Raw genomic sequence first — 14,177 nt, forward strand, 5'->3', positions numbered from 1 at the left:
TCGGGCTGCGCGGAGAGCAGCACGGGGCACCTTCCGTCAGGCTCCCACCGTGGCCGTGGCGCGGCTTGGGTGTTTCGGCCCCGATCCGGGCCGATGGGCCCTGTCCGTCCGCCCGCACAGCCCCGGGCTGCCGCACCGGTGGTTCCGGCCGGTCGGGCCGCGGGTCCTCCGGGGCCCGCGCCACGGCCAAAGGTCCCGGCATCCCCGCGGCGCCGGGACCGACCGCCGCGGGCCGCGTCACGGAGCCAGGGAGAAGTAGTTCTCCTCCTCCTGGGTGAAGTGCAGGCGCAGCACGGTGCTCAGGCCGTAGAGGCAGGAACGCAGGTCGTCCGTCTGCTCGCCGGCCAGGCCGCCGGCCGCGCGAGCCAGTTCCAGGTGGGTGGCGATGCGGCGGGAGAGGCGTCCGATCTCGGCGTGGGCCCGGCTCATGGTGGCGGTCGCCTCGGGACCCCCCAGAGCCGGGGCGAGGGCCGGGTAGAGCTGGTGCTCCTCGGCGTACTCGTGCGGCAGCAGCCGTTCGGTGAGCAGTCGGTGCGCCTCCTCGACGGCCGCGAGGGCCGCCGGGCCCGGAGTGCCGGAGAGGCGGTCGGCGGCGTCGCGGACCGACTGGAGCACGTCCTGGAGATCGTCGTGCTCCGCGGCGAAGCGGTGGATGAGCGCTTCGGTGGAGGGCGTGAGGGCCGGCCGCCCGGCCCGCCCGGGGCGCAGGGCCCGCAGGGCGTTGAGGATGACGGCGACGTCGATGGCCTCCTGCAGCAGCGCGCCGGTCGCGGGCGGGAGGAGACCGACGGCGGCCGCGGCCATGGCGGCCAACGACAGCAGCATGCCGCCGAGGGCGCTCTCCACGGCGATGCGGCGCGACCGCTGGGCGACGGTGACGGCGTCGGCGAGGCGGTCGACGCGGTCGGTGGTCAGGACGATGTCGGCGGCCTCGGAGGAGGCCGTGGAGCCTCGGGCACCCATGGCGACGCCGATGTCCGCGGCGGCCAGGGCCGGTGCGTCGTTGACGCCGTCTCCGACCATCACGGTGACGGCGCGTTCACGCTCGGCCCGCACGGCGGCGACCTTGTCGGCGGGGCCGAGTTGGGCGTGGACGCCATCGAGGCCGAGCACGGCCGCGACCTCCTGCGCGGGTTCCGCCCGGTCGCCCGTCAGCATCAGCAGACGCTCGATGCCGGCCGACCGGAGCCGGCGCAGGGCCTGGGGAGCGTCGCTGCGCACGGGGTCACGCAGCAGCACGGCGCCGGCCAGGCGCCCGTCGACGGTGAGCCATGCGACGGCCGCTCCGTCGAGCAGGGCGCGGTTGTCGACCGCTTCGGCCCAGGCGGGCCGCGCCCGGGCGGTGCCGGTGCGTCCGATGAAGACGCGGTGGCCGTCGACGGTGCCGCCGGCCCCGCGGCCGGGTTCCTCGGTGACGTCCGCCGGCACCGACAACTCCAGGTCGCGCTCCCGCGCGGCATCGACGATGGACCGGGCCAGTACGTGGGGGGAGTACTGGTCGAGCGAGGCCGCCGTCCGGAGGACTTCCGCCGCCGTGCGGCCGGGAGCGGCCGTGACGTCCAGGACGCTGGGACGGCCCCGGGTCAGGGTTCCCGTCTTGTCCAGCAGGAGGGTGCGGGCGCGGCCCAGGTTCTCCAGCGCGCCGCCGTCGCGGACGACCACGCCGAGACGGGACGCGCGGGAGAGACCGGAGACGACGGCGACCGGTGCCGCCAGCAGCAGGGGGCAGGGGGTGGCGACCACGAGGACGGCGACCGCGCGCACCGCGGAGCCGCTGAGCAGCCACGCCAGTGCCGCCACGGCGAGGGTCAGGGGCAGGAACCGGGCGGCGTACCGGTCCGCCAGCCGCACGACCGGCGCGGCCTCCGCCCCGGCCTGCTGTGCCAGGCGCACGATGCCGGCGTAGGTGCTGTCCCGCTCGGTGGCGGTGGCGCGCAGTTCGAAGGCGCCGCCGGCGCTCACGGCGCCGCTGCGGACTCCCTCACCCCGTTGCCGTACGACCTGAAGGGCCTCGCCCGTGAGCACCGACTCGTCGAGGACGGCGGCGGCGCTCTCGACGCGGCCGTCTACCGGGACCACCTCACCGGGTCCGACGACCAGCAGGTCTCCGGCGGTGATTTCGCCCAGCGGCACCGTGGTCACCTTGCCGTCGGTGCGGCGGCGGGCCGAGCGCGGCGCGTGTGCCAGGAGCGCACGCAGATCGTGGGACGCGCGCCGCTGGGCGGCCTCTTCCAGGGTGCGGCCGGTGGCCAGCATGAACGCGACCAGGACCCCGGCCAGATACTCACCGACCGCCAGGGTGCCGCCGAGCGCCAGTACGGCGATCAGGTCGACGCCCGCGTGCCCGCGCCGCAGCGCGGCCACCACCCACACCACGGCGGGGACGGCGGCCGACACGGTGCCCAGCCCCCAGAAGAGGTCCGCGAGGCCCGCCGCGCCGGCGAGCCGGGCGATGCCGCCCGCGACGAGAGCCGTGGCCGTGACGGCGAGGAGGCCGGCCTCGAGCCGCGGGACCGACCGCGCCGCCGTCGAGCGGCGCAGTCGCGTCACGGGGAGGGAGAGGTTCATGGGCACCTCGGTCCGTACGGCGCGGCGGCGTCGAGCCGCTCCTTCCATCACAACGCGGCGCGCGGTCCCGGCGGCAGGGGACGACCGGCCCTCCGCGAGGGCCGGTCGGACAGCAGCGTGGAGGCCGGCACGGCGGACGGGTGCACGGTCCTGCGGAGCGGACCGTTGCTCAGTCCGGTTCCATGTAGGGGCGGCGGAGGATCTTCGCCTGATCCGATCCCCAGGGCCGGACGGCTGCCAACGCCTGTGCGACCGCGGACTCGAGTGAGCCGCTGGTGTCGACCGCGACCGCCTCGGGCCACGGCTGTTCCCTGGCCGCCATGTCGCCGGCCACGCCGGGGTCAGCATCGGACGCGCCGGGGGCGCGTGTGCTCAGGCGGGCCGCCGCCGTCTCCTCGGGAACGTGACAGTGCAGGGCCACGAGGTCGGCGCTGGTGCGTTCGGCCGTCCGCAGTGCTCTCTCGCGCTGGGCCGAGTCGATCCACGTGGCGTCCAGCACCACGGACTCGCCCCGGAGCAGGAGGGCCCCCGCGCGGTCGAGCAGCTCGGCGTAGGTCCTGGCCGTCCACTCGGGCGAATACAGGCCCTCGCCGTAGCCGGCGGCGGCGGGCTGCTCGGCGGGGAGCCCCGCCATTTCCTTGCGCAGGCGGTCGCTGCTGAGCAGTACGGCGCCGAGCCGGTCGGCCAGCGCGCCGGACAGCGTGGACTTTCCGCTGCCGGGCAGTCCGGCGACGAGCGTCAGCCGGACGACGGAGGTGCGCAGGTGGCGCAGCGCCATGGCGGCGAGCCGTTGTGCCACCGCCTGCGCGCCGGGCGCACCCTGCCGGGCCTGGATCAGGGAGACCTTGGCGCGGACGAAGGCGCGATAGGCGACGTAGTGGTGCCACAGGGAGGGCGGCGCGGGGTCCCCGGAGTATTCGCCGTACTGGGCCAGGAAGAACGCCGCGGACTCGGGGGCGCCGAGTCGTTCGAGGTCCATGGCCAGGAACGCGGCGTCGTCGAGGCCGTCGACATGGCGGAGACGGTCGTCGAATTCCAGGCAGTCGAGGATCCGCGGTCCGTCGTCGAGGCAGAAGATGTCGTCGGCGAGCAGGTCCCCGTGCCCGTCGACCACGCGCCCCTGCTCGATGCGGGCGTCGAACAACGGCTTGCGGCCCGCCAGATAGCGGCGGACCAGCCGTTCGGTCTCCGCCGTGCCGTCCAGTGCCGGGCCCTCGTCGGCCAGGGCGGCGACCTGCGCGAAGCCGGCCTCCCAGCGCGAGGACAGGGCCTCCCGCGTGCCCTGTTCGGCGATGACGGGGCCGCGGGGCGCGGCGGCGTGCCATACGGCGAGTTGTCTGGCCACGGCCCGCAGGGCGCTGTCGACGGGAGCCCCGGTCCGCACCAGATGCGCGAGGCGCAGGCCGGCGGGCATGCGCCGCATCACGACGAGTGGCTCGGCCTCTTCCTCGCCCGGGGTGCGGAGCTCGCCCAGCCCCAGGTACACGTCCGGTGCGAACCGCCGGTTGAGCTCGATCTCGCGCTCGCAGGCCGCACGGCGGGACGCCGGCGTGGTGTAGTCCAGAAAGCCGAGGTCCACCGGCTTCTTGTGCTTGTACACGCGGTCCCCCGCGAAGAAGAGCATCGCGGTGTGCGTCTCACGGGCGTCCGCACGCTCCGGTACGTCACCGTCACGCCGGCCGGCGGAGACGGGCGGGTGCGGTGGGCGCACAGGGTCCTCGTGGCGCCCCGGCTCAGTCATGGGGCACCGCTCCCGCGGTCGCGTCGGCCGACCAGGACGACATCACAGGCAGCCTCCGCTGTGCCGGGATGGTGCGTTCTCCCTTCGAGGAGTACCGCATGCGCGTGGTTGACGCATGCGGACGTCACCGACGGCGGGGAGTGCCCCGGGGTGGCCGTTCAGGGCTCGTGGGCGTCCGGTCGGACGGCAGTCTCTCCTTCGCGGTGCGGCCGGACCGGTGATGCGGCCAGCCCGGCGGGGTCGCCGGCAGGCGCGCACCGGATCCGGCCGCGAGGGGAGGGTCATCCGGTCAGGAACGCCTCGGTGGTCGTCACGAACCGGCCGGCGTCGTCGAGCCAGGGGTAGTGGCCCGCTCCCGGCTGGACCACGAGCGTGGCGTCGGGGAACAGTGCCGCGAACTCGGCCGTCGACCGGGGCGGGCTGTTCAGGTCGAACTCTCCGGCGAGCAGCAGCACGGGAGCCTCGTATCCGGCGAGCGCCGCACGCGTGGCCTCGGGGCTGAAGGCGCCCTCGGCCGCGAAGAGGGCGGCAGCCTCCTCGTTCTCCGGCCGGCTGGACGCCTGGTGGGCCCGTGCCGCGGCGTCCCAACGGCCCCAGAAGAAGGGGGCGAGGGCTTCCCAGTCGCTGCCCGTGCCCGCCGCGACGGCCTCCAGGGCGGCGAACGCGTCGGGGAACCACGGTTCGTCCGCACGAAGCCTCGCCAGCTCGCGCCGCGTCTCCCCGCTGACGGTGATGCCCACGGCCCGGGGACTGGGACCGATCAGGGCGAGCTTGCCGACGTGGGCCGGGTACCGGGCCGCGTACTGCGTCGCGATGTTCGTGCCGGCGGAGTGGCCGAGCAGGTCCATCCGGGGGAGGGCGAGGTGTTCACGGAGCGCCTCGACGTCGTCGACCAGGCGGTCGCAGCGGTAGGACGAGGTGTCTTCGGGGATCGCGGAACGGCCGGTGCCGCGCAGATCCGGGACGATCAGCCGGCGGTGCGCGGACAGGCCGCCCAGGTCGCCGAGGTAGCGGGAGTCCATCGGACCTCCCGGGAGGCAGACCAGCGGGTCGCCGTCTCCGGTCACGCGGTAGGCGAGCCGGGTTCCGTCGGGTGCGGAGAAGGTGGGCATGCCGCGGATCCTGCCACCCATAACCGAGTTGTACAACCCGGTTATGTGCGACGGCGCCGCCGGGGTATATAACCGAGCTGTGACGCACGTGGAGGACACACCCGGAAACCTCGGGACGTTGACCGAGGAACAGGCCGAACGGATGCTCGCCGGCATGAACGAGGTCATTCGCGCGGGCGAGGAGATGCGCAGGCTGCGCGCCGAGATGATCGGGCTGCTCGCCGATCTCGGCTGGACGCAGGAAAGGATCGCCCGGCTCACCGACATGAGTCAGCCCGCAGTCTCCAAGCAGGTGGCGAAGCACAGGACGGGCGACCCGGCGCCCCCGGCGAAGCTCTCGCTCGACCAGCAGGACGTGCCCTGGCTCGAAGGACGCCTCTGGGGCCTCGCCGAGGAGATCTCGGAGAACTACGACACCGCCCGCTGCACGCGCTACGTCCACGCCCTCGCCCGGGGGAAGAAGCGGTTCACGCCTCAGAACGTCGACGAGCTGCGTCGCCTCGTCGAAGCGGACCTGATGCTGCACCGGGCGGAGATGCCCGGCGGCTACCGGGACGCCTACGACGCGATCAGTCGCGGTCTCGACGTCCCCGCGAACGTCACCGCCACCGCGTCGGCCTCCGTGCGCCGTGCCCTCGCGCACCAGATCCAGCGCGACGCGCTCCGAGACGACTCCTGACCCGCGTCAGGTGAACGCGAGTACGTCCCCCACCGGCCGGCGGGGTGTGGCCGGCCCCTTCGGCCCGTACCCCAGACGGAGCACCATCTGCACGTGACCGACACCCGAACCCGGATCGCGTGCCAGCAGGCGCAGCCCCCGGTCCTCCAGGGGGTGCGAGGTCAACGACGTGGACAGACCGGCCAGGGTGCCCTCCAGCAGGACGCGCTCCAGTGCCTGGCCGGCCCTCAGCCAGTCGGCGGGGCCGTCGCCGCGGGTACTGAGCAGGGCCAGGTGCGGAGTGTGCTCGAAGGCCATACTGCCCCGGTCGGCCACCGGCCTGCGCCCGGAGAAGTCGCGCACCGGGGCCTTGCCGTCCTTCTTGAGCGGGCCGAAGGCGTACTCGGGGACGCCGTCGGTGGCCGTGTCCGCCTCGCTGCCCAGCCTCGTCCAGCGCACCAGGTCCTCGTTGGTCTCCGGGTGCATCAGGTCGCGGCTCTCGGCGTCGTGGACCAGGTCGAGCACGGTGTCGGTGTGCCAGCGTCCGGGGAAGAGCAGGACCGCCTCCTCCCGGGCCGCCGCGTCCTCCAGAGCGAGCCGGACACCCTCGGGGACGTCCTCCTCGGAGAACGGGTGGCGGCTGGTGCGGCGCTGCGGGACGGCCGGGTACAGCCGCCACAGGTCCTTCTGCCGCGGAGCGTGCGTCGGATCGGCCAGACGCACGGCCGCCAGCAGGAGCGGGTCGTTCGGGTCGGGCAGCAGGCGGGTCCGCGGCACCAGAGAGGCGTGCACGGCGGAGACACGCAGGTTGAACAGGGCCGCGCCGCAGCCGATGTGCAGCGCCCGGTTCCCGGGGTCGGACCGCGGCATGCTCCGTTCCGGGTCGGCACGCAGCAGCAGGAGGCGCTCGTCGGCCACGAAGCGGAAGCGCCACGGCTGGGCGTTGTGCATGGACGGGGCGGTGGTGGCGTCGGCGACCAGCCTGGTCACCGTATTCGCGTCGAGTTCGGCCCGGGCCACGGGGCCCTCCTCGTGACCCGGCCGGTGGGGGTGGGTGCGCCGGGTGTCCGAGTGCTGCGTCAGGTCCGGGTACGTCTCGGGGTGTTCCATGACGTCCTCCAGGACTTCGCGCTTCTGGACGTTGACGACGTCGGAGGGTCTCGGCCGGTGGGCGTGGCCGGACCCCGTCGCACACCAGGATCCCGCCGCCGGGACGGGCGAGGCATGGGCCGAGCGGCCCGGTGCCGACGGCCGGCCGGCCCTTCCGCCGGGCCGGGGGCGGGCGACGCTGAGAACCGGTCCGGCGCACGCCGGACCGGGCGAGGGTGAGCGTCATGTCGGATGTGACCACCACGGACCTGCACGAGGTGACGATGGCGCTGTCCTACCTCCACGAGGGCATGGACCGGGCCGCGACGTTCAGCCTCTTCGTGCGCGCCCTGCCACCGGAACGCGGCTTCCTGGTGAGCGCCGGAGCCGAACCGGCCCTCGACCATCTGAGCGACTACCTCGTCACGCCCGCGGACAGGGAGGACTTCGCCACCGCGCTCGGCCGCCCGCCCGCTGCCCTGGCCGCTCTGCGCGGCCTGAGGTTCACCGGCGAGGTCCGCGCGGTGCCGGAGGGCGGCGATGTCATCGCCCTGCTGGAGGAGGCGGGGCCGGCCGGCGCCGAACCGCTGCTGCGCACGGTGATGAGCGGCGGACGCCGTCTCGGCCCGCCGGACACGCTTCCGCAGGCGCACGCACGCCTGACGGCCGACCCGGCCGCGCTTCCCGCCGAGGCGCTGCGCGTCCGTGCCCCCGAACCGTGCCGGGCCGTGGTGTCCGAAAAGCTGTCCGGACTGACCGCGGACCTGCGCGGGCGTCTCGGAAGCCCCGACGCGGTCGTGTCCGCCCGTGGTTCGTCCGGCCGACCGGCCGCGTGGGCGACCCGCCGGCTGGCGCGGTGGCACGGCACCGGGCAGCGTGGACACAGCGGACAACACTCATGCGAGGTGATCATGCAACCCTCTGAGGCGGTACCACGGGTGGTCGTGGGTGTGGACGGGTCTCCGTCCTCGTACGCGGCGCTGCGCTGGGCGGCCCGCTACGCGCGGACCGTCGGCGGCGTCGTGGAGGCGATCCACGTCTGGGACACCCCGTCCGCCACGGGCTTCACCGGGCCGGCCATCGACCCGGACTTCGACCTGGAACAGGCACGTGAGCGGTTCGCGGAGGAGCTGGGTGCCGTCTTCCCGGAGGAGCGGCCGCCGGGACTGACGGAGGTACTCGTCGAAGGCGACCCCTCGGAGGCCTTGGTCCTCGCCTCGGAGGGGGCCGACATCCTCGTCGTGGGACGCCGGGGACGGGGAGCCTTCGCCAGGGCGATGCTGGGATCCGTGGGCCAGCGCTGCGCCCAGCACGCGGCATGTCCCGTCGTGATCGTCCGGCAGGAGCAGGATCCGGCGCACTGATGATCCCTTTCACTCGGTCCACGGGGCTCATTCGGTCCACCGGGCTCATTCCGTGCACCGGGCGAGCCGGCACGGGCCCGTAGCCGTCGCCGACGACCGGTACTCACGAACCGCCGGCCGGAACGATGCGGCGCCCGGTCACCCGCTCCATGCCGACGGCCAGCCACATCGAGCGCCCTCCCCCGGCCCAGGGCTCGGTGTGCGCCGCCTCGTCCAGCCCGCGCACCGCCTCGGGATCCGTCACGGCCCGTCCCCTGCCCACGACCAGGACGCTCCAGCCCCGGCTCATCGCGTCGTCGATGTGGTCGACCTCGAAGGCCACCTCCTGGCCCACCGCCTCGGTGGCGGCCGAACCGGGGGCGGTGCGGAAGGCGATCGTCCCGTCCGTCACCTCGTAGTTGACGGGGAGCACCGCGGGGCCCTGCCGCGTGATCAGCGCGAGCCGGCCCACGCCGTGCGTCGACAGCAGGGCGAGGCACTCGTGCGCGTCGAGGTCCCGCAGCAGCGGGTCGCGCAACGCCCGCCCCTGGCCGGAAGGGCGGTCAGCGCCGCCTCCCTGCAACTCGGTGTACGTGGTGCCCAGCGCGTCGGCCAGCCGCACCAGTGAACCGAACCCCGGATCGGCCGTGTGCGTCTCCAGGTAGGCGAGGTACTGCGGCGCCATGCCGGCGCGGCGGGCCACCTCCTCCAGACCGAGGCCCTCTCGCCGCCGGGCAGCCGTAAGACGCCGTCCGATGTCACCGGCCTGCCCGGTCCGCACCGCGGGCTCCGCCGGTGACTCGTGAGACCCGTCCGACAGCGCACTTCCGCCCGGTTCCGGCGCCTCCGGACCGCCGTGGTGCACATGTGCGTCCGGGCCCGGGAACACGAGCGTGACATCACCCGTGTCGGACCAGCGGACGTCGTACGGCGGCGTTCCGTCGTCGTGGTGCAGACCGACGATCTCCCCGTCCCGCCGGGTGACGCCGTCGGCCGGACTTTCGACGATCAGCCGGTCGCCCAGGTGTGCGTACATGACCGTGCCCTCTCCGTCGACGGGTCTCTCGGTCCAGCGTCACGCGCCGGCGCCGCGTCCACCAGACGGCTGACGGTCCCGGCGGGCCCCGCCGAACGGCCCCTTCTCGTCGCGGGCGGGCCCGAGGGCGGTGGGCGCCCCCAGGGACGGAGCCGCCGCCCAACCCGGTCCACCCCGGTCCACCCGGGTTCATCAGGGCCCTCCGGCCCAGGTGGGTCGCGAGGGGTGCCCGAACGGCCCCTGCACTCCCGCTCCGGCCGGCGTCAGGCTGGAGACGGCAGCCGGAGGTGAGCACGATGCGTGAAGCCCGGACCGTTCGGCGGTCTCTGTGGCGTTGGCGCCGCAATCCGCTGCGGCGCCGTGAGGACGTGCTCGATGCGTGGTTCCTGGTGGTGATGTGGCTGGCCATCGCGGTGGCCGGTCCCGTGGCCGGAGTGCTCGGGGCCCAGGCCGGCGCGGACGACGCCGCACAGCGGCGAGCGGATCGTCACGCGGTCACGGCCACGCTCGTCGCGGACGCCACGGGAAGTGGCCCGGTCGGCGGAACGACGGGGGGCCGTGTCGACACGACGGTGCGCTGGACGGCCTCCGACGGGACACAGCACTCGGGGAAGGCATCGGTCGACAAAGGGCTGAAGGCCGGTTCGCGGGTGACGGTGTGGACGGACCGGCAGGACCGTCCGGCCGCCGCGCCGCCCACCGCGGCCCAGGCCGGACTGGACGCCGCGTTCACGGGTGCCGCCTCGTCCTTCGCCGTCGTCGCGGCGGCGGCCACCGGGTACTGCGGAGCCCGGTTGGTGCTCGACCGGCGGCGCCTTGCCGCCTGGGAGAGCGAATGGCGGGAGATCGGATCCCAGTGGGGGCGGACAGCCAGCTGAAGCGGAACGTGCGGAGAGGAGACGCGATGAGCGGCTTCATGGTCGTCGGCACGGACGGTTCCACGCCGGCCCTCGACGCCGTCGCGTGGGCGGCCCGTGAGGCCTCGCTGCGCAAGATCGCGCTCCGGGTGGTGCACGCGCTGGCCCGGCCGGCGCGCCTGCCTCTGGACACCGCCCTGCCGAAGGCGGTCAGGGACCACTTCCGCCAGGGGGCGGACGCGGTGGTGGAGGAAGCGGTGCTCAGGGCCCGGACGACGGCACCCGGCGTCGACGTGTCGGGCCTGGTCCGCCCCGGAGAGGCGCTCGGCGTCCTGACCACCGAGTCCCGGACCGCCGAGCTGATCGTCGTGGGACATCGCGGCCTGAACGGGTTCGCGGGACCGCTGACGGGGTCCACGGCGACCGGGCTGGCCGCCCATGCCCGGTGCCCGGTGCTGGTCGTCCGGGAACCGGAGGCGCCGGTCGGCCCGATCGTGCTGGGCCTGGACGGTTCGCCCGCGGGATCGGCGGCCCTGCGGTTCGCCTTCGAGGAGGCCGCGGCGCAGGGTGCCCACGTCGTGGCGCTGCACGCCTGGACGGCGTGGAACGCCCCCGTGCCGCCGCCGGCGGATCCGTCCGAGCCCTACGCGTACGGGCCCGGTGTACTGGCCGCGGAGGAGGAGCGGCTCCTGGCCGAGACCCTGGCGGGCACGAGTGACCTGTATCCCGACGTCAAGGTGGAACGCAGGACCGTGCACGGCCCGACGCGTCCGGCACTGATCGAGGCGAGCCGCACGGCCCGCCTCACGGTGGTCGGCGCCCGGGGTCGCGGGGGCTTCACCGGACTGCTGCTCGGTTCGGTCAGCCAGGCCGTCCTCCATCACGCACACAGCCCTGTGGCAGTCGTACGGGGATGACCTCCCGGCACGGCCGGGCGAACCCTCTGGAGTGAGGTGCCGACCATGAGCACCGGTACGAGTCCCGCCCCGATCGTCGTCGGCGCCGATCCCGATCCGGACGAGCGCATGGCACTCGCCTGGGCCGCCGACGAGGCCCGGCGGCGGGGACGTCCCCTGACGGTGGTGTACGCGCAGGGTGAACCGGTCCCCGGATACCGGCCCGAGGGCGGCCGTCCTTCGTGGGAGCAGTGGTCGGAGGAACTGCACGTCACGGGCAACGACGTGCTGAGGACGGCGCTCGCCTTCGTCGAGGACCGCCTGCCCGCCACGGAGATCTCCGTCGTGCTGGCCGAGGGGCGTCCGGCATGGGTGCTGGCCGAGCAGTCGCGGCACGCCGAACTGGTGGTGATCGGGTCCCGGCACCTGGCCGGAACGGGGGATCCCGCTCCCTCCGCCGCGGTCGCGCTGCCCCTGACCGCCCGCGCCGGCTGCCCGGTCGTCGTCCTGCGCGAGCCCGAACACGCCCCGCGGCGGCCGCCGCACCTAGTGGTCGGTGTCGACGGCAGCCCTCATTCGGCGGCCGCCGTCGACTTCGCCTTCGAGGAGGCGGGGCTGCACGGCGCGAACCTGCGGGCCCTGTACGTGTGGCACACCCCCCTGCTCGGGGTCCTGGACGAGCACGCGGCGCTCGAGGAATGCCGTCGGGTCCTCGCCGAGACGGTGGCGGGGCGCGCCGCCGCCCATCCGGAGGTGGAGCTGCACCACGAGGTCGTCAAGGGACACCCGGTGCAGGTACTGGCCGACGCATCGGCCCACGCCCTCGGCCTGGTCGTGGGCACCCGTGGGCACGGCGGCTTCCGCGGCATGCTGCTGGGCTCCGTGAGTCAGGGCGTTCTGCACCACGCACGCTGTTCCGTGATCACGGTGCCCCACCGGCGGGACCGGTGAGCGTGCGGGCGGCCACCGTGGAGGAAGGGGCACGATCATGACGCCGACGCCGTCGGTGGTGGTGGGAGTCGACGGCTCCCCGTCGAGCCGGCAAGCGGTCAGGACAGCGGCACACGAGGCCGGACTCCGCGGTGCCGAGCTCCAATTGGTGCACGCCTTCGGCTGGCCCATCCCGCACGTGCCTCCGGGCAGCCCGCCCTGGAACCCCGGCGGGACAGGGATCCGCGAGCTGGTGGACGGCACCCTGGCCGAGGCCGAGGAACTGGCGCGCCGAGTGGCTCCGCAGGTCACGGTGGCCCGCCAGGGAGCCAGGCCCTGCTGCACCACGCGCACTGTCCCCTCGTCGTGGCACGGCAACGGCACGAGTGAGTGGGGTGTGCCCGGCTCCGGCCCGGCGGGGTCCGGGCGTCCCTGGGACGCCGGTGCCGCCCGTCAGATCTCGGTGAGCAGGTCCTCCACCTCGTTGACGTCGGCGATGCGCTCCACGGCCCCGGTCAGGGCGGCGATGCGCTCCGACTTCAGCGCACCGGTGAGGGTGACCGTGCCGTTGCGTACCCGCACTCTCACCTGTGCGGCGGGAATGCCGAGCTCGCGCAGGACGCGGGCGACGATCTCGTCGTGGATGGCCGTGTCGTCCCGCACTAGGGCGTGCAGCAGTTCGTTGCGGCTGACGACGCCGATCAGCCGGTCGTGGTGATCGGTGACGAAGATCTGCCGGACACGGGAGCGGGCGGCCCGCCGCGCGGCCTCGACCACGGTGGTCCACGGCCTGACGGTGACCGCCGGCGCCGTCATGAGCGCGGCGGCCGTCGCGGCCTCGTCGCCGCGGACGTGCCCGGGGAACAGCAGGGCGTGCAACCCCCGGTCCTTCTCCGCCCCGGCGAAGGCCGCGGCGCGGGCGAGCAGATCGGACTCCGCCACCACGCCGACGACGTGCCGCTCGTCGTCGGTCACGGGTACGGCGCCCACCTGCCGCCGCGCCATCGTGCGCGCGATGTCCAGGTACGGGGTGTCGACCGTGACCGTCGGCACGGCGGAGGACCGCTTCATGATGTCGGACACCTGGAGGCCGACGTCCGGGGTCGGCCGTTGCGCGACGCGAGGTCCGCCCGCGTCCCACGGGCCGCCCTCCGGTGACAGCTCCTCGGCGGTGGTCCCGGCCGAGTGGGACGCCATGGCCTGCAGGTAGCGCACCATGAAGTCCTGCCGGTGCCGCGGGGCCGGCCGCACGGCGGACGGTACGGCACGGCGCGCCGGCGTCGGCGCCCGACCGGCTTCTCCGGTTTCCGGGTCCCTCATGGCAACCTCCCTCGCCGCACGCTTCCCGTCCCCGGTTCCACCGTCCCTCCGGCGCCGGCCCCGGTACAGGGCCGCCCGGGCCCTGTACCCGGCCGACCAGCCCTCGTGCCGGGGAGTCGTCGGGAGCGGGATCATTCCGCGGGGTACCGGCCGACGAGTTCCCGGCCGGTGACGAGCTCCGGTTCGATGCGCACGAAGACCTCGACGGGCCAGGCGACCCAGGAGAGGAGGCCGGTGCGGACGAGGCGTTCGTGCTCGGTGCGGTCGGTCACCACGGACGCGGGTCCGGTGACGACGACGCTCCAGCCCGAGCGGGACGCCACGTCGACCTCGTCGGCCTCGAAGGCGACCACGGCTCCGTCGATGGCACGCACCAGCTCCGAGGCCGCCGACGTGCGCAGCAGCACGGCGCCGTCCGGGTCCAGGAGGTAGTTGACCGGGAGAACCGCCGGGAGGGCGTCGCGCGTGTGGACGATACGGCCCAGGGCCGCCCGCGCCAGCCGCTGCCGGCACTCCTCCAGATCCAGTTCACGGAATCCGTCGTTGCGGTACATGAGCCTGTCGTCCTTCAGGCGTCCGGAGGCGGCCCTCCGCCCTCCGGTCCAACGGCGGCCGGGGGCGGCGGCC

12 protein-coding genes and 2 pseudogenes are annotated in these 14,177 nt (G+C 74.5%); 7 read left to right on the forward strand and 7 right to left on the reverse strand.

Features of this window, described 5'->3' with window-relative positions:
- Nucleotides 1-237 precede the first annotated feature (237 nt).
- The 3 genes from AC0VYN_RS18515 to AC0VYN_RS18525 form a co-directional block, all read right to left on the reverse strand.
- On the reverse strand, nt 238-2,568 hold the full coding sequence (locus AC0VYN_RS18515) for a heavy metal translocating P-type ATPase (protein WP_475531818.1): 2,331 nt from the start codon (nt 2,566-2,568) through the stop codon (nt 238-240).
- 169 nt (nt 2,569-2,737) lie between these two features.
- The gene (locus tag AC0VYN_RS18520; protein ID WP_475531819.1) at nt 2,738-4,309 is read right to left on the reverse strand and encodes a bifunctional aminoglycoside phosphotransferase/ATP-binding protein; all 1,572 of its coding nucleotides are present in this window, start codon (nt 4,307-4,309) and stop codon (nt 2,738-2,740) included.
- Between the two features lie 281 nt (nt 4,310-4,590).
- On the reverse strand, nt 4,591-5,421 hold the full coding sequence (locus AC0VYN_RS18525) for an alpha/beta fold hydrolase (protein ID WP_475531820.1): 831 nt from the start codon (nt 5,419-5,421) through the stop codon (nt 4,591-4,593).
- Nucleotides 5,422-5,500: 79 nt separating this feature from the next.
- Here AC0VYN_RS18525 and AC0VYN_RS18530 point away from each other — a divergent pair, with 79 nt between their 5' ends.
- Nucleotides 5,501-6,100 carry a sigma-70 family RNA polymerase sigma factor gene (locus AC0VYN_RS18530; RefSeq protein ID WP_475531821.1) on the forward strand — a complete coding sequence of 200 codons (600 nt, stop codon included), beginning with the start codon at nt 5,501-5,503 and terminating at the stop codon, nt 6,098-6,100.
- 6 nt (nt 6,101-6,106) lie between these two features.
- Here the strand turns inward: AC0VYN_RS18530 and AC0VYN_RS18535 are convergent, their stop codons facing one another.
- Nucleotides 6,107-7,099: an Acg family FMN-binding oxidoreductase gene (locus AC0VYN_RS18535; protein ID WP_475536915.1), complete on the reverse strand. Its 993-nt coding sequence runs from the start codon at nt 7,097-7,099 to the stop codon at nt 6,107-6,109.
- Between the two features lie 380 nt (nt 7,100-7,479).
- Here AC0VYN_RS18535 and AC0VYN_RS18540 point away from each other — a divergent pair.
- Both AC0VYN_RS18540 and AC0VYN_RS18545 read left to right on the forward strand, forming a co-directional pair.
- Nucleotides 7,480-7,647, forward strand: a pseudogene (locus AC0VYN_RS18540) (nicotinate phosphoribosyltransferase); the annotation flags it as partial.
- 432 nt (nt 7,648-8,079) lie between these two features.
- On the forward strand, nt 8,080-8,532 hold the full coding sequence (locus AC0VYN_RS18545) for a universal stress protein (RefSeq protein ID WP_385466340.1): 453 nt from the start codon (nt 8,080-8,082) through the stop codon (nt 8,530-8,532).
- A gap of 103 nt (nt 8,533-8,635) precedes the next feature.
- On the opposite strand, the gene AC0VYN_RS18550 is transcribed toward AC0VYN_RS18545, so the two are convergent.
- Nucleotides 8,636-9,547, reverse strand: a complete 912-nt coding sequence (locus AC0VYN_RS18550) for a pyridoxamine 5'-phosphate oxidase family protein (protein ID WP_475531822.1) — start codon at nt 9,545-9,547, stop codon at nt 8,636-8,638.
- A 296-nt stretch (nt 9,548-9,843) separates the two neighbouring features.
- On the opposite strand from AC0VYN_RS18550, the gene AC0VYN_RS18555 reads away from it, so the two are divergent.
- From AC0VYN_RS18555 to AC0VYN_RS18570, 4 genes and pseudogenes are all read left to right on the forward strand, one after another.
- On the forward strand, nt 9,844-10,425 hold the full coding sequence (locus AC0VYN_RS18555) for an Rv1733c family protein (RefSeq protein WP_475531823.1): 582 nt from the start codon (nt 9,844-9,846) through the stop codon (nt 10,423-10,425).
- A 26-nt stretch (nt 10,426-10,451) separates the two neighbouring features.
- Nucleotides 10,452-11,321, forward strand: coding sequence for a universal stress protein (locus AC0VYN_RS18560; protein ID WP_475531824.1), 870 nt, complete (start codon nt 10,452-10,454; stop codon nt 11,319-11,321).
- Between the two features lie 45 nt (nt 11,322-11,366).
- Complete coding sequence (locus AC0VYN_RS18565) at nt 11,367-12,251, forward strand: universal stress protein (protein ID WP_475531825.1); 885 nt, start codon at nt 11,367-11,369, stop codon at nt 12,249-12,251.
- 37 nt (nt 12,252-12,288) lie between these two features.
- Nucleotides 12,289-12,438 (forward strand): annotated as a pseudogene (locus tag AC0VYN_RS18570) (universal stress protein); the annotation flags it as partial.
- Nucleotides 12,439-12,683: 245 nt separating this feature from the next.
- Here AC0VYN_RS18570 and AC0VYN_RS18575 read toward each other — a convergent pair.
- The gene (locus tag AC0VYN_RS18575; protein WP_475531826.1) at nt 12,684-13,550 is read right to left on the reverse strand and encodes a CBS domain-containing protein; all 867 of its coding nucleotides are present in this window, start codon (nt 13,548-13,550) and stop codon (nt 12,684-12,686) included.
- Between the two features lie 131 nt (nt 13,551-13,681).
- Nucleotides 13,682-14,104 (reverse strand): pyridoxamine 5'-phosphate oxidase family protein, encoded by a 423-nt coding sequence (locus tag AC0VYN_RS18580; protein WP_385466361.1) that lies wholly within the window; start codon nt 14,102-14,104, stop codon nt 13,682-13,684.
- Nucleotides 14,105-14,177 lie beyond the last annotated feature (73 nt).

It is taken from the genome of Streptomyces sp. 63XJN7_1_ISO-PGPR-S23-121, assembly GCF_056173025.1.

Excerpts from the sequence above, each read along its gene's own strand:
- AC0VYN_RS18580 (WP_385466361.1), bottom strand. The coding sequence starts at position 14,104 with ATGTACCGCAACGACGGATTCCGTGAACTGGATCTGGAGGAGTGCCGG.
- AC0VYN_RS18520 (WP_475531819.1), bottom strand. The coding sequence starts at position 4,309 with ATGACTGAGCCGGGGCGCCACGAGGACCCTGTGCGCCCACCGCACCCG.
- AC0VYN_RS18550 (WP_475531822.1), bottom strand. The coding sequence starts at position 9,547 with ATGTACGCACACCTGGGCGACCGGCTGATCGTCGAAAGTCCGGCCGAC.
- AC0VYN_RS18565 (WP_475531825.1), top strand. The coding sequence starts at position 11,367 with ATGAGCACCGGTACGAGTCCCGCCCCGATCGTCGTCGGCGCCGATCCC.
- AC0VYN_RS18545 (WP_385466340.1), top strand. The coding sequence starts at position 8,080 with ATGCAACCCTCTGAGGCGGTACCACGGGTGGTCGTGGGTGTGGACGGG.
- AC0VYN_RS18560 (WP_475531824.1), top strand. The coding sequence starts at position 10,452 with ATGAGCGGCTTCATGGTCGTCGGCACGGACGGTTCCACGCCGGCCCTC.
- AC0VYN_RS18525 (WP_475531820.1), bottom strand. The coding sequence starts at position 5,421 with ATGCCCACCTTCTCCGCACCCGACGGAACCCGGCTCGCCTACCGCGTG.
- AC0VYN_RS18575 (WP_475531826.1), bottom strand. The coding sequence starts at position 13,550 with ATGAGGGACCCGGAAACCGGAGAAGCCGGTCGGGCGCCGACGCCGGCG.
- AC0VYN_RS18515 (WP_475531818.1), bottom strand. The coding sequence starts at position 2,568 with ATGAACCTCTCCCTCCCCGTGACGCGACTGCGCCGCTCGACGGCGGCG.
- AC0VYN_RS18555 (WP_475531823.1), top strand. The coding sequence starts at position 9,844 with ATGCGTGAAGCCCGGACCGTTCGGCGGTCTCTGTGGCGTTGGCGCCGC.